The sequence below is a fragment of the Nicoliella sp. ESL1149 genome, from assembly GCF_058107265.1.
In genome coordinates this window covers 737,180-756,319 of sequence record NZ_JBYLUE010000002.1, presented here as the reverse complement: position 1 = coordinate 756,319, position 19,140 = coordinate 737,180, and the positions used below count along the sequence as shown (strand labels likewise).

At 37.9% G+C, this 19,140-nt stretch carries 10 protein-coding genes and 3 rRNA genes; 7 read left to right on the top strand and 6 right to left on the bottom strand.

Features of this window, described 5'->3' with window-relative positions:
* Positions 1 to 56: 56 nt before the first annotated feature.
* Entirely contained in the window at positions 57 to 863 is an 807-nt protein-coding gene (locus AC3B6G_RS03675; protein WP_489849067.1) for an Ig-like domain-containing protein, read from the bottom strand.
* Positions 864 to 1,137: 274 nt separating this feature from the next.
* On the opposite strand from AC3B6G_RS03675, the gene zwf reads away from it, so the two are divergent.
* The 3 genes from zwf to AC3B6G_RS03660 all read left to right on the top strand — a co-directional run bounded on the left by zwf (position 1,138) and on the right by AC3B6G_RS03660 (position 5,872).
* The gene (zwf, locus tag AC3B6G_RS03670; protein WP_489849066.1) at positions 1,138 to 2,613 is read left to right on the top strand and encodes a glucose-6-phosphate dehydrogenase; all 1,476 of its coding nucleotides are present in this window, start codon (positions 1,138 to 1,140) and stop codon (positions 2,611 to 2,613) included.
* Between the two features lie 118 nt (positions 2,614 to 2,731).
* Positions 2,732 to 4,159, top strand: coding sequence for an NADP-dependent phosphogluconate dehydrogenase (gndA, locus tag AC3B6G_RS03665; protein WP_489849065.1), 1,428 nt, complete (start codon positions 2,732 to 2,734; stop codon positions 4,157 to 4,159).
* Between the two features lie 162 nt (positions 4,160 to 4,321).
* Positions 4,322 to 5,872, top strand: a complete 1,551-nt coding sequence (locus AC3B6G_RS03660; protein WP_489849064.1) for a multicopper oxidase family protein — start codon at positions 4,322 to 4,324, stop codon at positions 5,870 to 5,872.
* 469 nt (positions 5,873 to 6,341) lie between these two features.
* Here the strand turns inward: AC3B6G_RS03660 and AC3B6G_RS03655 are convergent, their stop codons facing one another.
* The 4 genes from AC3B6G_RS03655 to AC3B6G_RS03640 form a co-directional block, all read right to left on the bottom strand.
* The gene (locus AC3B6G_RS03655) at positions 6,342 to 7,625 is read right to left on the bottom strand and encodes a dicarboxylate/amino acid:cation symporter (protein WP_489849063.1); all 1,284 of its coding nucleotides are present in this window, start codon (positions 7,623 to 7,625) and stop codon (positions 6,342 to 6,344) included.
* A gap of 87 nt (positions 7,626 to 7,712) precedes the next feature.
* Positions 7,713 to 7,829, bottom strand: a 5S ribosomal RNA gene (rrf, locus tag AC3B6G_RS03650).
* Positions 7,830 to 7,900: 71 nt separating this feature from the next.
* Positions 7,901 to 10,816: ribosomal RNA gene (locus AC3B6G_RS03645) — 23S ribosomal RNA — on the bottom strand.
* 223 nt (positions 10,817 to 11,039) lie between these two features.
* A 16S ribosomal RNA gene (locus AC3B6G_RS03640) occupies positions 11,040 to 12,616 on the bottom strand.
* Together the 16S, 23S and 5S rRNA genes form the textbook arrangement of a ribosomal RNA operon.
* Before the next feature lie 446 nt (positions 12,617 to 13,062).
* Here AC3B6G_RS03640 and AC3B6G_RS03635 point away from each other — a divergent pair.
* The 4 genes from AC3B6G_RS03635 (at position 13,063) to AC3B6G_RS03620 (ending at position 17,594) form a co-directional block, all read left to right on the top strand.
* On the top strand, positions 13,063 to 14,241 hold the full coding sequence (locus tag AC3B6G_RS03635) for an acetyl-CoA C-acyltransferase (RefSeq protein WP_489849062.1): 1,179 nt from the start codon (positions 13,063 to 13,065) through the stop codon (positions 14,239 to 14,241).
* A gap of 100 nt (positions 14,242 to 14,341) precedes the next feature.
* The gene (ppk1, locus tag AC3B6G_RS03630; protein WP_489849061.1) at positions 14,342 to 16,405 is read left to right on the top strand and encodes a polyphosphate kinase 1; all 2,064 of its coding nucleotides are present in this window, start codon (positions 14,342 to 14,344) and stop codon (positions 16,403 to 16,405) included.
* A 27-nt stretch (positions 16,406 to 16,432) separates the two neighbouring features.
* Positions 16,433 to 17,410, top strand: a complete 978-nt coding sequence (locus AC3B6G_RS03625; protein ID WP_489849060.1) for a Ppx/GppA phosphatase family protein — start codon at positions 16,433 to 16,435, stop codon at positions 17,408 to 17,410.
* The gene (locus tag AC3B6G_RS03620) at positions 17,400 to 17,594 is read left to right on the top strand and encodes a hypothetical protein (RefSeq protein WP_489849059.1); all 195 of its coding nucleotides are present in this window, start codon (positions 17,400 to 17,402) and stop codon (positions 17,592 to 17,594) included. Before AC3B6G_RS03625 ends, AC3B6G_RS03620 begins: the two co-directional genes overlap by 11 nt.
* Positions 17,595 to 17,648: 54 nt before the next feature.
* On the opposite strand, the gene AC3B6G_RS03615 is transcribed toward AC3B6G_RS03620, so the two are convergent.
* Entirely contained in the window at positions 17,649 to 19,094 is a 1,446-nt protein-coding gene (locus AC3B6G_RS03615; RefSeq protein WP_489849058.1) for a sucrose-6-phosphate hydrolase, read from the bottom strand.
* Positions 19,095 to 19,140: the final 46 nt, after the last annotated feature.

The window sequence follows — 19,140 nt, the reverse complement described above, 5'->3', positions numbered from 1 at the left end:
AAAAAGGCACTCCTCAATGATTGAAGAGTGGCCTATATCATATAATATTTATTTAATCATTTAACTTGATTAAATAAATTATCATAACTAACACTTGTAACTTGATTGCCAGCATTCGTTACATAGAATTGATTATTGCTATTTAAATGGAAGTAAATAGATCCATTATTTTTATCTGTTTTATAATTTACTTGCCATAAATCACTACTATGTTTAATGATTTGATAAGAAGCATTTTGGATAACTGGGGTAGATTTACCATTTTCCACATTGATTTCTGAAAAACCATTATTCACATCAAAGGTATATTGAGTATATTTACCATTATTATTAGAATTAGATTTCCAAGTCCCACTAATATCATTTAAAGTTATTGAAGTCTTTTTAGAAAAATTACTTTTGTTTTTCGTAGAAGTGGTATCAATTGAATCATCCTTTTTAACATTACCATTTGAAGTAACTTTATTAGGATTATTCTTTACATTAACAATCCGATAAAAATACTTAGAAGTATTATTATCACGAGCATAAACGTACAATTTGGTCCCAGCTTTATACATAGTCGGCAATTTAAGTGTAAATTTACCATTTTGAACTGACGCAGTCGTCATTGCTATACTATCTTTTGCTTTTGGGTTCGTTTTAACTGTAATTACTGTACCCTTAGTAGCAATTCCTGAAATCGTTTTTTGCCCCATCAACAATTGTAATTGAGAGATGGTTGGTGTCGAAGTATTTTTGTTAGCTTGGCTACTTAATTTTGATAATCGTTGCTTGGTAATATTAGCAGCATTCGCATCAGCACTTGTAGCTATCATGAACAATCCCAATATTGGAATTACATAATTAAACCATTTTTTCATTTTAAATCGTTCTCCTTATAGTCAACTAAACGTAAAATGTTCAATATCTATATTATCCACAAAAAGAATTAATATCAATTTAATTCTTTTTAATTTTTTATTACATTTTTCTAAAATTAAAATTTGATGGAAATTTAATAAAAAGATAGCGTTTACATTGCTTATTAATATTACTTTCTTTGCTTTAGCATGTGTTATATAATAAGCAATGTATATTCGATTGAACTACTTATTATTTCAACCATCAATTTTAAATCTAAGGAGTGTGGAAGCAATGGCAACTGAACAAACTGCTTTAATTACGCTTTTCGGTGCAACTGGTGATTTAGCATCAAGAAAGTTGTATCCAGCCCTTTTTAATTTATATAAAAAAGGACATCTTCAAGAACATTTTGCTTTAATTGGTACTGGTCGTCGTGAATGGACCGATGACAAGTTCCGTCAAGTCGTTAGTGACTCTGTAAAAAGTGCTGCTGAAAATGATGATCAAGTTACTAAATTTGCTAGTCATTTTTACTACAAAGCTCATGATGTAACTAACATTGATCATTACAAGGTCTTAAAAGAATTTGGAAACGAATTAGACGCTAAATATGATCTAAAGGGCAACAGAATCTTCTATATTTCTCTAGCTCCTCGTTTCTTCGAAACAGTAGCCGAAAACTTAAAGAAGGCTAACATTTTCTCTGATAATGGATATAACCGTTTGATTATTGAAAAACCATTTGGTCGTGACTACAAGTCTGCAGAAGAATTAAACAATGCCTTAAGTGCTGGATTTAATGAAGATCAAGTCTTTAGAATCGATCACTACTTAGGTAAGGAAATGGTTCAAGATATTGCTGCTTTACGTTTTGGTAACCCAATGATCGAATCTGTTTGGAACAACAAATTCATCGATAATGTTCAAGTAACCCTTGCTGAAAACATGAGTGTTGGTGAACGTGCTGGTTACTATGATACTTCTGGTGCGTTACGTGATATGGTTCAAAACCACATCATGCAAATCCTTAGTATCTTAGCAATGGATGAACCAAACGAATACAAGGATGTCGAAATTCGTGCTCAAAAAGCAAAAGCACTTCAAAGTCTTAAAATCTATGATGAAGAAGAAGTTAAGAAAAACTTTGTTCGTGGTCAATATGGTGCTAAGGGTGATCAAAAAGATTATCGTCACGAAGATAATGTTCCAGAAGATTCTAACACCGAAACTTATGTTGCTGGTAAATTAGAATTCCAAAACAATCGTTGGGCTGGAGTTCCATTCTATGTTAGAACTGGTAAGCTTTTAGCTGACAAATTTGCAAGAATTGATGTTGTCTTCAAGAAACCATTAATTGATGATTTTGCAAAAGCAAATGGAATTGCACCACAACTTATTGGTAACGTCTTAACTATTAAGATTGAACCAGATTCTGGTTTTGAATTACGTTTGAACAAGAAACACGTTGGACAAGGATACACTACCGATAGTTTCCAATTCAATCATGATTTAACTCCTGATGAAATGAAGAACGTTCCACTTCCATATGAACGTTTAATTGGTGATGCCTTAAAGGGTGATCATACTAACTTTGCTAGTTGGGCCGAAGTAAGCCAAGCTTGGAAATTTGTTGACCAAATTGAAAAAGTTTGGAATAATACGAAGGCTGATTTCCCTAACTACACACCAGGTACAATGGGTCCTAAAGCCGGCCGTGATTTATTAACCCGTTCTGGTCGTGACTGGGCTTTCCGTCCTGAAAAATAATTATCTTATATTTTATTAAGTAAAAGTTTAACCAGTTCACATTCTTGTGTGTAATATGGTAAAATGAAAGTGTTTTATAGTAAAAATAATTCTTTTAATAAAGGAAGGTTTTATTACAATGGCTGATCAAAAAGCAAACTTTGGTGTTATTGGTATGGCTGTTATGGGTAAGAACTTAGCCCTTAACATTGAAAGCCGCGGATACACTGTAGGTATTTACAACCGTACTGCTTCAAAAACAGAAACTGTTATGAAGGATCACGGTGACAAGAAGTTAGTTCCAAGTTACACTGTTGAAGACTTTGTTAAGTCTCTTGAAACTCCTCGTCGTATTTTAATCATGGTTAAGGCTGGTAAACCAACTGATGCCGTTATTGATGAATTATTACCATTACTTGATAAGGGTGATATTTTAATTGATGGTGGTAACACATTCTTCAAGGATACGATTGCTCGTAACGCTCGTCTTGACAAGTCTGGTATTAACTTTATCGGTATGGGTGTTTCTGGTGGTGAACTTGGTGCATTACATGGTCCATCATTAATGCCTGGTGGTCAAAAAGAAGCTTATGACTTAGTTGCTCCAGTTCTTGAAAAGATTGCTGCTAAGGCTGAAGATGGCAAACCTTGTGTTGCTTACATTGGACCTAACGGTGCTGGTCATTATGTAAAGATGGTTCATAACGGTATTGAATACGGTGATGAACAATTAATCGATGAAACTTATGACTTATTACGTCATGTTGCTGGAATCGATGTTGACAAGCTTTCTGATATCTTTAAAGAATGGAACAAGGGCGAATTAAGTAGTTACCTTGTTGAAATTACTGGTGATATCTTAAGCTGTAAGGACAACTTAGGTGCTGACAAGAACAAGCCTATCGTTGACATGATCTTAGATCGTGGTGCTAATAAAGGTACTGGTAAGTGGAGTTCTGAAAATGCCTTAGACATTGGTGTTCCTCAATCAGTTATTACTGAATCTGTTTACGCTCGTTACGTATCTATGCTTAAAGACGAACGTATGAATGCTTCTAAAGTATTAAATGGCCCTTCTGAAAAGACTAGTATTCCTGATGACTTTGTTGAAAAAGCTCGTCAAGCATTATACTTTGGTAAGATTATGAGTTATGCTCAAGGTTTCGAACAATTACGTTTCGCTTCTGAAAACTACAAGTGGGACCTTAAGTTCGGTCAATTAGCTCAAATCTGGCGTGAAGGTTGTATCATTCGTGCCCAATTCTTACAAAACATTACCGATGCATTTGAAAAGGATCCTAAGTTAACTAACTTATTAATGAACCCTTACTTCTCAAACATCGCTAACAAGTACCAAGCTGCTGCTCGTGAAGTATTATCCATTGCCATTAAGGCTGGTGTTCCTGCACCTACTCTTTCTGCTGCAATTGCTTACTTCGATTCATACCGTGACCAAGTACTTCCAGCTAACTTATTACAAGCTCAACGTGATTACTTTGGTGCCCACACTTATGAACGTGTAGACCGTCCAGGTAACTTCCATTACCCATGGTACAAAGAACAATAAAATAATTATATTATTTTTGGAAACTCATCATTATGATGGGTTTCTTTTTTTAACCATTTTTAGCCTAATCAAAATTTTTTCTTAATTTAGAGCAATTCTTATTACATTTTCAATAAAAAGTAGTATCATAATACTTAGATTGTTAGGAAAGGATTGATTTACATGAGTAAACGTCAATTAGTTACTGATTATTATTTCAATAAAGAAGATTATGATACTCAAGATGGTGGATATGTTCCTTTGGAAGAACCAAAAACTCCTCAACAAAAATTAAATATTCCCGAAGTCTTAGCTCCAGATAAAGAAACTGACACTGATATTTATTACACCGTTGTTGCTCAAACTGGTGAAGTTCAATTATTACCAGGTAAAAAGACCAAAACATGGGGTTATAACGCTCCATTATTAGGTAAAACAATTATCTTTAAAAAGGGTAAACATATTCATATTACCCTCAAAAACGAATTACCAGAAGTTACCACTTTCCATTGGCATGGTTCTGTAATTCCTGGTGTTGCTGATGGTGGTTGTCATACCCCCGTTTATCCAGGTGAAAGTCGTAAAATTGACTTTACAATTAATCAACCTGCTGCTACCTTATGGATGCATGCTCATCCATGTCCATCAACTGCTGAACAAGTTTGGCATGGTTTAGCTACTGCCGTTGTCGTTAAAGACGATGAAGAAGCTAAGCTTCCAATCCCTCGTAATTATGGTGTTGATGATATTCCATTGATTTTACAAGATCGTCGTTTCCATGAAGATAATCAATGGGACTATGATGCTGATTATGATCCTGATGGTGTTGCCGGTCCTACACCAATGATTAATGGAACCATCAATCCATACTTTGATGTTACAACAAAGAAAGTACGTTTTAGAGTATTAGATGGTGCTAACCGACGTGAGTGGCGTTTACACATGACTGATGATCTTAAAATGACCCAAATTGCTGGAGACGGCAGTTTATTACCACATCCGGTTGATTATACTCATGTCTTAATTGGCTGTGCTGAACGAATGGAATTTGTCGTAGATTTCAGTAATTACAAACCAGGCGATGAAGTAGCTCTTTATTCTGATGATGTTCCAATTGTACGTTTTAGAATTCATGAATTCAAAGATCAAGGTATTAATGAAGAACTTCCTGATACATTAGTTGATGACCTTCCAGATCCTGAAGTAACTCCTAATGCCCCTGTTCGTAAAGTTGTTATGTCTGGAATGGACGAAGAAGTAGAGATTAATGGTAAGAAATTTGATATGAGTCGAATTGACACCACTACTAAGTTAAACAACGTTGAATATTGGGATATAACTAATACTAATGATATGGAAGGTGGAATGCTTCACCCTTACCATATGCATGGTTGTGTATTTAGAATCGTTTCTAGAAATGGTCACAAACCTAACCCAAACGAAACTGGTTTAAAGGATACAATTGAAGTTGAACCTGACGAAACGGTTAGAATTAAAGTATGGTTCCCATGTGTTGGAGTATTTATGTATCACTGTCACATTATTGAACATGAAGATGGTGGAATGATGGCTCAACTATGTGTTCCAGATCCTAAACACCCTAATGATATTCCACAATCATTAATGGATCATAAAACATTAATGGAGGCTTTTGCTAAAGAACGTGGTGTTAAAGTCGAAGACCTCAATCTAGGTGGAATGGCTTGTTATAAGAAAATGAACATGAAGATGTAATTTTATTGACTTACATTTTAAGTTCATATATAATATTTAACGGTTAAACAAAGAAATTTAAAGTGGAGGTGAAATACAATGACAGAATTAAACTTTGACCCTGGATCGCCGATTCATTGTATCAAGGGAAAATTGATGTTATTGTATGTCACTACAAACTATTACTGTAGATAGTTAATAGCAGACAATTTTCCCGCTTTGTATATTGATTGATGTAGAAATGTTCAATTAACAGATTATAGGAAAGTTGCTTGTTGTTAATTATCTCAGTATCATCATTCGTTCTATGCAGTGACATGCATACGTTTGAAAAGTAATTAAAGGACTTAACTGCTGAAGATGCTTAAGTCGGTAAGGAATTATCGATGGAGGAATTAATAACAGTTAAACATAAAATTTGAACTAAATATTTAAAACTAAAAAGAGCTCGTTGGATTATAATTCCAATGAGCTCTTTTAACATTTATATTTATTCTGCATGCGTTTTATAATCAGCTACATACTTTTTAGATTGTTCTCGGTTAAATTCATGTTCTGATTCACCAATGATAACGGTGGCCAATGAATTTCCAACAACATTTACAGCTGTTCTCCCCATATCAATAAATCGATCGATTCCAGCGATAAATGCTAAGCCGCCTACCGGAATCCCGACACTTCCAACAGTTGCTAATAAAACAACGAAAGAAGCTCCAGGAACCCCAGCCATACCTTTTGATGTAATAATCAACACAAATAAAATTAAGACTTGTTGTTCAATTGAAAGATTAATATTATAAGCTTGTGCCAAGAAAACAACTGCTAATGATTGATAAATGGCAGATCCATCCAGATTAAATGTATATCCCGTTGGGATAACAAAAGAAACAATTGATTTACTAACCCCAAACTTTTGCATCTTATCGATTAAATGAGGCAATGTAGCTTCAGAACTTGCCGTAGAGAATGCTAAAATGATTTCATTTTTAATTACTACTAATAATTCTCTTAAGCTAAAATGGAAAATTTTAGCAGCAATTCCCATTACTACTAATACAAAGAATAACATTGTTGCATATGCTAAGAAAACGAAATAGGCAAGTGGAGCTAACGCACCCACTCCCATTTGGGCTAAAGTAGCGCCAATTAAAGCACACACACCAATTGGTGATAATCTCATAACCCAATCAGTAACTTTAAACATAACTTGAGATACTGATTCTAAAACGTTCGTTAAAATTTCACCTTGTTTACCGATAGCTGCAATCCCAAGTCCAAAGAAGATCGTAAAGACAATTACAGGCATCATATCACCCTGACTCAAGGCTTTAAAAAAGTTGGTGGGAATCAAGTTCATTACCATACCCCATCCACCAGATTCTTTAGCACTATGAGCTGTAGCAAGATATTTACTAATGTCGTTACTTTGTAAGGAATGAATATTAATAAAATTACCAGGATGAGCAATGTTACCAACAAACAATCCAATAACAATCGCAATTGTAGTCATTAATTCAAAATAAACGATTGTTTTTCCACCAATTCGCCCTAATTTACCAATATCTCCAATACTGGCAATTCCAACAGTTAAACATGAAACAACGATTGGTAATACAATCATTTGAATCAAATTAATAAACATAGTCCCAATATTTTGCATTGCTGTGATTGCTAATTGATTATGATAAAAAATAATCCCTAGAATAATTCCAAAAATTAATCCAATCATAATCTGCCAACCAAGCGTTAGCTTTCTTAACTTCATTAATTTCACTCCAATTTAAGTTTATTATTACCATTTTAGCATATTTATAATAAAAAAACATCGCAGTCATTAATATGACTACGATGTCTTTGCTTTGCGTGGCAACGTCCTACCCTCGCGAGGGGCGATCCCCTAACTACTCTTGGCGTGCGGAAGCTTAACTTCTGTGTTCGGCATGGGAACAGGTGTATCCTTCCGGCTATCGCCACCACACAATTGTATGATGAGAACTTCGTTCTCTCAAAACTAGCTAATATTAATTCTTCCTGGTGAGAACACCTTACTTGGTTAAGTCCTCGACCGATTAGTAATGGTCCGCTTCACATATCACTATGCTGCCACTTCCATCCTATCAACCTGATCATCTCTCAGGGGTCTTACTTTCACAAGGAAATGGGAAATCTCATCTCGAGGTTGGCTTCACACTTAGATGCTTTCAGCGTTTATCCAATCCATACATAGCTACTCAGCGATGCGCCTGGCGGCACAACTGATACACCAGCGGTATGTCCACCCCGGTCCTCTCGTACTAAGGGCAGCTCCTCTCAAATTTCCTACGCCCGCGACGGATAGGGACCGAACTGTCTCACGACGTTCTGAACCCAGCTCGCGTACCGCTTTAATGGGCGAACAGCCCAACCCTTGGGACCAACTACAGCCCCAGGATGCGATGAGCCGACATCGAGGTGCCAAACCTCCCCGTCGATGTGAACTCTTGGGGGAGATAAGCCTGTTATCCCCAGGGTAGCTTTTATCCGTTGAGCGATGGCCCTTCCATACGGTACCACCGGATCACTAAGCCCGACTTTCGTCCCTGCTCGACTAGTCAGTCTCGCAGTCAAGCTCCCTTGTGCCTTTACACTCAGCGAATGATTTCCAACCATTCTGAGGGAACCTTTGGGCGCCTCCGTTACTGTTTAGGAGGCGACCGCCCCAGTCAAACTGCCAATCAGACACTGTCTCTCACCACGCTTAGTGGTGAAGGTTAGAGTGTTCACACAACGAGGGTAGTATCCCAACAACGCCTCCATCGAGACTAGCGTCCCGATATCTACGGCTCCTACCTATCCTGTACAAGTCATGTCAACACCCAATATCAAATTACAGTAAAGCTCCATGGGGTCTTTCCGTCCTGTCGCGGGTAACCTGCTTCTTCACAGGTATCTCAATTTCACCGAGTCTCTCGTTGAGACAGTGCTCAGATCGTTACGCCTTTCGTGCGGGTCGGAACTTACCCGACAAGGAATTTCGCTACCTTAGGACCGTTATAGTTACGGCCGCCGTTTACTGGGGCTTCGTTTCTGAGCTTCGCCGAAGCTAACTCTTTCACTTAACCTTCCAGCACCGGGCAGGCGTCAGCCCCTATACTTCATCTTACGATTTTGCAGAAACCTGTGTTTTTGATAAACAGTCGCCTGAGCTTCTTCACTGCGGCTGCACGTTAGTGCAGCACCCCTTCTTCCGAAGTTACGGGGTCAATTTGCCGAGTTCCTTAACGAGAGTTCACTCGCTCACCTTAGGATACTCTCCTCGACTACCTGTGTCGGTTTGCGGTACGGGTAGTTAATTACTAACTAGAAACTTTTCTCGGCAGCGTGACATCGACGACTTCCCTACTAAATTTCGGTCCTCGTAACAACTTGTCAACCCGGTGATAAGCATTTGACTCATCACCTGACTTGTTGCTTGAACATACATATCCAACAGTATGCATCGTTTAGCCTTCTGCGTCCTTCCATCGTTCAAACATAATTAACTAGTACAGGAATATCAACCTGTTATCCATCGCCTACGCTTCTCAGCCTGGGCTTAGGTCCCGACTAACCCTGGGAGGACGAGCCTTCCCCAGGAAACCTTAGTCATGTGGTGGACCAGATTCTCACTGGTCTTTCGCTACTCATACCGGCATTCTCACTTCTAAGCGCTCCACCAGTCCTTACGGTCTGACTTCAACGCCCTTAGAACGCTCTCCTATCACGCAACGTAGTTGCGTCCACAATCTCGGTAATATGCTTAGCCCCGGTAAATTTTCGGCGCAGAATCACTCGACTAGTGAGCTATTACGCACTCTTTAAATGGTGGCTGCTTCTGAGCCAACATCCTAGTTGTTTATGCAACTCCACATCCTTTTCCACTCAGCATATATTTAGGGACCTTAATTGGTGGTCTGGGCTGTTCCCCTTTCGACAATGGATCTTATCACTCATTGTCTGACTCCTGGATATAAATCATTGACATTCGGAGTTTATCTGAACTCAGTAATCCAAGACGGACCCTTTATCCAAACAGTGCTCTACCGTCAAGATTCTTTACTCCAAGGCTAGCCCTAAAGCTATTTCGGAGAGAACCAGCTATCTCCAAGTTCGTTTGGAATTTCACCGCTACCCTCAAGTCATCCCAGCACTTTTCAACGTACACGAGTTCGGTCCTCCGGTGTGTTTTACCACACTTTCAACCTGCTCAAGGGTAGATCACCTGGTTTCGGGTCTATCATTACATACTAAAACGCCCATTTCAGACTCGCTTTCGCTACGGCTCCGATTTTTCGTCTTAACCTGGCATGCAATCATAACTCGCCGGTTCATTCTGCAAGAGGCACGCCATCATCCATTAACGGACTCTGACTGCTTGTAAGCACATGGTTTCAGGAACTATTTCACTCCCCTTCCGGGGTGCTTTTCACCTTTCCCTCACGGTACTGGTTCACTATCGGTCACTAGAGAGTATTTAGCCTTGGGAGATGGTCCTCCCAGATTCCGACGGAATTTCACGTGCTCCGCCGTACTCAGGATCCTGAACTGAGGGTATTCGATTTCGTCTACAGGGCTATCACCTTGTCTCGCAGAACTTTCCAGATCTTTTGACTATCGAATACTTTGGTAACTCAAATGTTCAGTCCTACAACCCCAATGAGCAAGCTCATTGGTTTGGGCTGTTCCCCGTTCGCTCGCCGCTACTAAGGGAATCGAAATTTCTTTCTCTTCCTGTGGGTACTGAGATGTTTCAGTTCCCCACGTCTACCTTCAACTGAGTATGTATTAGTCAGTTGATAATGATCGATTAAGATCATTGGGTTTCCCCATTCGGAAATCTCCGGATCAAAGCTTACGTACAGCTCCCCGAAGCATATCGGTGTTAGTCCCGTCCTTCATCGGCTTCTAGTGCCAAGGCATCCACCATGCGCTCTTAATAACTTAACCTATCTAACCACTGCGTGGTTGATTTGGTTAATTGAGTAAATACGAATTGAACTATATTAAAAAACTCAAAATAACGCGGTGTTCTCGGTTGAAATTATATAAAATATAAAATCAAATTTGAAAAAATTAATATTATCTAGTTTTCAAAGAACCAAGTTAAGAGAGGTAGACCTCTCAAAACTGAATAAGATTGACATGCGTAAGGTTCCGTATTATTCCTTAGAAAGGAGGTGATCCAGCCGCAGGTTCTCCTACGGCTACCTTGTTACGACTTCACCCTAATCATCAGTCCTACCTTAGACGGCTTACTCCTCAAAAGAGGTTGTTGCACCGGCTTTGGGTATTACTAACTCTCATGGTGTGACGGGCGGTGTGTACAAGACCCGAGAACGTATTCACCGTGACATTGCTGATTCACGATTACTAGCGATTCCAACTTCATGCAGGCGAGTTGCAGCCTGCAATCCGAACTGAGAACGACTTTAGGAGATTAGCTCCACCTCGCGGTATCGCAACTCTTTGTATCGCCCATTGTAGCACGTGTGTAGCCCAGGTCATAAGGGGCATGATGATTTGACGTCATCCCCACCTTCCTCCGGTTTGTCACCGGCAGTCTCACTAGAGTGCCCAACTAAATGCTGGCAACTAGTAACAGGGGTTGCGCTCGTTGCGGGACTTAACCCAACATCTCACGACACGAGCTGACGACAACCATGCACCACCTGTCATTCCGTCCCCGAAGGGAACGCCTAATTTCTTAGGTTAGCAGAAGATGTCAAGACCTGGTAAGGTTCTTCGCGTAGCATCGAATTAAACCACATGCTCCACCGCTTGTGCGGGTCCCCGTCAATTCCTTTGAGTTTCAACCTTGCGGTCGTACTCCCCAGGCGGGATACTTAATGCGTTAGCTGCGGCACTAAAGGGCGGAAACCCTCTAACACCTAGTATCCATCGTTTACGGCATGGACTATCAGGGTATCTAATCCTGTTTGCTACCCATGCTTTCGAGCCTCAGCGTCAGTTGCAGACCAGACAGCCGCCTTCGCCACTGGTGTTCTTCCATATATCTACGCATTTCACCGCTACACATGGAGTTCCACTATCCTCTTCTGCACTCAAGTTCCCCAGTTTCCGATGCACTTCTTCAGTTAAGCCGAAGGCTTTCACATCAGACTTAAGGAACCGCCTGCGCTCGCTTTACGCCCAATAAATCCGGATAACGCTTGCCACCTACGTATTACCGCGGCTGCTGGCACGTAGTTAGCCGTGACTTTCTGGTTAAATACCGTCACGGAATGATCATTTCCTATCATCCTCGTTCTTCTTTAACAACAGAGTTTTACGAGCCGAAACCCTTCTTCACTCACGCGGCATTGCTCCATCAGACTTTCGTCCATTGTGGAAGATTCCCTACTGCTGCCTCCCGTAGGAGTATGGGCCGTGTCTCAGTCCCATTGTGGCCGATTACCCTCTCAGGTCGGCTACGTATCATCGCCTTGGTGAGCCATTACCTCACCAACTAGCTAATACGCCGCAAGACTATCCTAAAGCGATGCAAACGCACCTTTTAAACGAAGACCATGTGGTCTTCGTTGTTATACGGTATTAGCACTTGTTTCCAAGTGGTATCCCCTACTCTAGGGCAAGTTCCTTACGTGTTACTCACCAGTTCGCCACTCACTTCGATGTTAAGTCAAGTTGATGCAAGCACCAACTATCATTAACGGAAGCTCGTTCGACTTGCATGTATTAGGCATGCCGCCAGCGTTCATCCTGAGCCAGGATCAAACTCTCATATTATAAATATGAATAGCTTAATTTAGCTCTTCAAATATTGTTTCTTTTTTTACGAATTGACATTCGCAAATGTTTTAATTCATTTTACTAATGTAAAATGTCCTTACACATTTATTGTCATATCTTATTCAGTTTTCAAAGATCTACTTTATAACTGATGTCGTCTTTATTGCGACAACTATTTAATAATAACATAGTTGAACAATCGATGTCAATAATTTTTTAAAATTTCTTTTATCAAATTTTTTGATTTCTCATCACTTGCTTGCGACGACATTTAATATAGTAACAATATCATACTTAAAAAGCAACCCCTTTTTTTAACTTTTTTTGATGATATGTTAATTCCATTTTAATTTTCTTTAAACAAACCCTATAGTAATAGTAATCTAAGGATAAAATAGTTATACTAATTTTAAAATAAAAATATGTAAAAGGAGTTATTAATAATGGAAGATATCGTAATAACTAGTGCCGTTCGAACTCCAATTGGTGCTTTTCTTGGATCTTTATCGTCTCTTTCATCAGTCGAACTAGGAACTATTGCAACAAAAGCTGCAATCAAAAAATCACAACTAAATGGTGATCAAATTAACCAAGTTATATTTGGAAATGTTTTACAAGCTGGTGCTAAACAAAACGTTGCCCGCCAAATCGAAGTTAACTCAGGAGTTAATATCAATAGTACCGCATTTACAGTTAACCAGGTTTGTGGATCTGGATTAAAAGCCGTCAGATTAGCACAAACTGCAATTTTAATGGATGAAGCAGAAATCATTGTTGCTGGTGGGACAGAAAGCATGTCTAATGCTCCATACATTAATCGTAATATAAGAAATGGCAAAAAAATGGGGAGCATTACAATAGAAGATACAATTCAATTGGATGCTTTAAATGATCCCTTTACTAACGTTGCAATGGGAGTTACTGCCGAACAAGTTGCAACTAAGTTTAATATTGATAGAAAAACTCAAGATGAATTTGCATTTCTTTCATATCAACGAGCAATTCAAGCCCAAAAACAACATCTCTTTGATAATGAAATCATCCCCATCGATATTAAGACTAAACACGGTATAAAACACATTGATACTGATGAAAGTGTCCGTCATGATACAACATTAGAAGGACTAAATAAATTAAGGACCGTCTTTAAGAAAGAAGGAACTGTCACTGCCGGGAATGCCGCCAGCCTAAATGATGGTGCTTCAGCATTAGTTTTAATGAAAGCTAGTAAGGCTAAAGAACTAGGACTACAAAAATTAGCAACAATTCATCAATACACAGAGGTTGGTATTGATCCAAATATTATGGGATATGCTCCTTATGAAGCCATTAAAAAATTATTACAAAAGGAAAAACTATCAATCGATGATATTGATCAATTTGAACTAAATGAAGCTTTTGCTGCCCAAAGCGTTGCTGTTATGAACTCTTTGCACATCCCTATTGAAAAGTTGAACATTACTGGGGGAGCAATTGCCATGGGACATCCTCTCGGTGACTCTGGATCTAGAATTATTGTTACACTAATCAATAATTTAAAACGTCACCATCAGCACAATGGAGTTGCAACTCTTTGTATTGGAGGCGGAATGGGAATGGCTATCCATATTAGTGTTGAATAGCTTGGATTCCTTCTTATTTAGTATTGAGTTCAAGTCTTAAAATCGACTATAATTAAACCGTATTACAACATATTATGTAGTGAAAGGATATGGTCACTAAATGAAATTTGATAAAAAACAATACTTTAATAGTAGAGAAGTTAGTTGGGTAGACTTCGATTATCGAGTATTAGAGGAAGCTAAAGATAAACGAAACCCCTTGCTAGAGAGGCTGCGCTTCCTCGGAATTTCTGAAAGCAACCTTGATGAATTTTTCAATGTACGTGTTGGATCTCTTCATCATAGAATGAAAGATGATCCTGAACCTGATGCAGCCGGCCTATCTCCTCGCCAACAACTCCAAACGGTTCTATTTAAAACTCATAACTTAGTTAGTCAACAAGAACGAATTTATCAACACTCACTACTTCCACAACTGAGTCGTCATAACATTAAAATCAAAAAATGGACGCAACTAAATAAAAAACAAAAAGATTCAATGAAAAAGCTATTCATTGAAAAGATATTACCCCAGATTAAACCTACTATTATTAAGAAAGACCAATCCTTTCCCTTTATTAATAATGACACAATCAATATTGCTAGTATCCTAGATAAAAATGATGAGCAACATCTATCAATTATTCTAATTCCAAATTCACTTAATCGGGTCATTGAAGTTGGGGATAATGAATTTATTCTAATTGAGAATGTTGTTATGCGTTTCATGCAGGAGTGTTTTCAAAACTATAAAGTTCTAGATAATACAGTCTTTCGAATTACTAGGAACATGGATACTGATATCAATGATCACTCTCACAATCTAAAAAAAGCGGTCGAAAAAGCCCTTCAAGAACGAGTTGTTGGTAAGATAATGAGATTAGAAATTGATAAAAAAGCCAAACCAGAACTTATTAAGTTCTTAGCTAAACATTACAAAGTTTCAAAGGAAGAAATTTTTGTTAAGTCAACTCCAATTGATTTTGTTTTTGTTAACAGTCTTTTAGATCAAGTTTCTGGACATAAAGATCTCCTATTCACTAAATTCCAGCCCTATGATCCAGAAATTTTAAAGAAACACTCAATGTTCGATAATATCAAACATCATGATCTATTCGTCCACCATCCATATGATTCTTTTAATCCAGTTATCAGATTCATCCAAGAAGCTGTTGATGATCCTAAAGTTATTTCAATTAATATGACTCTCTATCGAGTTTCAAAACATTCACCAATCATCAAGGCGTTAGTTGCCGCTGGTAAACAAGGCAAACAGGTTAATGTCATGGTTGAATTAAAAGCTCGTTCTGATGAAGCCAATAACCTTCACTGGACTGATGAACTAGAAGATGCTCATTGTAATGTTTTGCATGGAATCACTGGATTAAAGATTCATTCTAAAGTTGCTATGATTGAACGAAAGGAAAATGATAAAATATTCCGCTATACTCACTTAGCAACCGGAAACTATAATGATAAAACTGCTAAATTATATACTGATATGGGAATCTTTACTGCTGATCAAAAAATTGGCGAAGACGCTGTTAAAATCTTCAATTTAATCAAGAATGAAAAGTACAAACCAATCAAGCTTCATGATTTAGCCATTTCTCCTAATGGGATTACTGATAGTTTAAGCAAAAATATCGATAAAGAAATTCAAAATGTTAAACATGGTAAACCTGCCTGGATTAAAATGAAGATGAATTCTCTCTCTGATACCCATATGATTCAAAAATTATATGAAGCAAGCAACGCTGGTGTAAAAATTGAATTATTAGTCCGAGGAATTTGTAATTTAAGAACTGGCATCCCAGATGTAAGTGAAAATATTACTGTTCATTCTATTGTGGGACGTCTTTTGGCTCATAGCCGAATTTACATGTTTGCTAATGATGGTAACCCTAAAATCTATATTTCTAGTGCAGATTTAATGAAACGAAACTTAAGTCGACGAATTGAAATCCTAACTAGAATCAATGATGCAGTCATTAAACAATCAATTCAACAAATCTACAAATGGCTTTGGGAAGATAATGTGAAAACAAGAGTCTTGAATATTAACGACAAGTGGTCTCATGTTAAACATCCTGGGGTAAAGAGTTTTAATGCTCAGGACTTCTTAATTCAAAATCGTAAAAAAATCACTGACAAACGCTTAAAAGAAACTGGATTTGAAAATTAATTTTATTATTTGGGAAGGACGACTATTATGGAAAATTTTGTCATTATTGACTTAGGTTCTAATTCTGTTCGACTAGAAGTCGATCAAATTAACGATGATGCTTCATACAAAACAATAATTGAAGATAAACAAGCTGTCCGGCTTTCAGAAAACATGGAAGACGATGACATGCTCAAGCGTCCAGCAATCGAAAGAACCATTACAACTCTGGAAAGCTTTAAGAAACAATACGAAAATTTACCCAATTTAAAAATTCGGGCAATTGCAACTGCCGCAACACGGAACGCTAAGAACCAAACTGAATTCTTACAAGAAGTTAAGGATCGAACGGGAATTGAAATCGAAGTAATTTCTGGTCAACAAGAAGCTTATTATGACTATCTTGGCGTTGTCAATTCATTGCCTGTTGTTAACGGCGTCATCATGGATACCGGTGGTGCTAGCACCGAATTAATCCTTGTCCAAAATGGTGAAAAAATCAACAGTATCAGTATTCCCCTTGGTGCTGTTACCCTATCCGAAGGTCAGTTGGACGCCAACAATCCCACAGCAAGTCAATTATTCCAACTATTTGACCGTTTAAATACGATTTATAACGATATTTGGTGGCTTTCGCGAGGAATGAACTTACCAATTATTGCGCTTGGTGGTTCTAATCGAACGTTAGCTAAAATTAAACGTCGCAACGACCCTAGCCGTAAGAATTGGGATAATATCCATGGTTTCCATATGTCAATCAATGAAGTCAAAACCATTTTCGTTAAACTCTTAAACCTAAACTTAGAAGAACGAAAACAAGTCCCTGGTCTTTCTAAGGAACGGGCCGATATCATTATTGGGGGCCTTTCTCCTGCAATGACTTTACTTCGTCGGCTAAACTCTGATCGAATGATTTTCTCAAAGAAAGGCGTTCGATTTGGTCTTCTTCATGAACGAGTTGGAGACATCAGAAACAACCGTAATCTAGATGATCAAAAGAAACAGAGGGATACTAATGATAACTAGTCAAGACACCGCAGTTCAAATTAAGTTAATCATTATGTACGCAATTGGTGTCATCAGCATGTTATGTGTCCTTGGTTACTTAATAAAAACACAAAAGCATCTTTTTAGTCGTTTTACCGTTCCAATCATGATCATTACCATTTTCATGGCGTGCATCTTAACCTTAGTTATCACATTGCCATAATCAAAAAGCGTTGCAACCGAGACATTAATCTCGATTGCAACGCTTTTTATTTTATTAAAATTCGTTATTAATATTTAATGGCTTAATTGGCGTGATTTGAACATCATCAACTTCATTCCAATTTAAGTTCATAGGCTCATAACTATGGAAGAACCAGCCTGTCATTGTATGTGCTCCATCATTGATGAACAATTCAAACATTGTATTATCAATGTATAGGTGACAACTAGTTACTTGATTTTTACTCATCCGAATACTACGGGTTTCATCTTCACCCTTAGTATTTTGACGATGTAAGACCAACTTCTTAGCATCATCAGTAATATCAATTACCAAATGACTATCTCCAGAAGTTAAAGCAACTTGACTATCAACTCCTGGATTTACTTTCCATTCAATCAAGGATTGTTTCTTTACTTCAGTTCCATTAAATGTATTTTCAGGTTCCTCAAACAAGGAACTAATGGAAGCAACGGGAGCTTGATGCAATAAATTATCATCATCGATGCTTAATTTCCGAACCATGCTAATGGCCCCTTCCCAGCCTTCATCATCACTAGGATATGTTGTATCAGGTAATCCAATCCAACCAGCTAGGTAGGCATCATCTTCTTGTTGAAGTCCTTGAGCAGCATAGAAATCAAAACCTTCATCTAATTGACGCATCTTCGAAGGATTAACTAATTTCATGGTATCCCAATTAATATCATCAGCAACGATGTAAACATTTGGATAAACATTTTCATAGTTCATCTTATCTTTATCCATCCCTTGTGGACAGAAGATAACAACGATTTTTCCATCAACTCGTAAAACATTAGGACATTCAGCCATGTAGCCGAGATTCTTATTTCCAATATCTAAGACTTTAAAAAATTCCCAACCATGATCTACTGCTTTAGAACGGTAAACAACAATTTCACCCTTCTTTTCTTCAGTTTGAGCACCTAAGAAAGCATAGTAATAATCATCATGGGGAACAATTTGCGGATCACGGAAATGTCCGGTAACCCCCTTTGGTGGGTTCGCAATCAATGGTTCTGATAACTTATGAATTTGGTTATCACGATCCATCCAAGCCCCGTTTTGGAATGGAACTCTTTGTTCACCGTGCCAAACATTTCCGGTATACATTAAGAAGAGCTTGTTATCTATAGGTAAAGCAGAGCCAGAATAACAACCATTCCGATCATATTCGTTGTCTGGAACCATTGGAACATGAACATTATGCCAATGAACCATGTCCTTAGAAGCCATATGGGTCCAACTCTTCAACCCATGAGTAGCTCCAAAGGGAAATGCTTGAAAGAATAAATGATATTCCCCATTAAAATATGAAAATCCATTGGGATCGTTCAATAAACCGGTTTCAGTTTGGATATGGTATCCCAACCGCCATTTCGACTGTTTAATTTGTTTTTTTAACTCATCAAGCTTTTCAGTGGGCCAATCCTTGTACAAACGATTTAATCGTTCTGCTGTCCAGTAATCTTTATCCAAGTTAAAAACTCCTTTATATTTTCTTTAGTATCTATTTTACCATAAT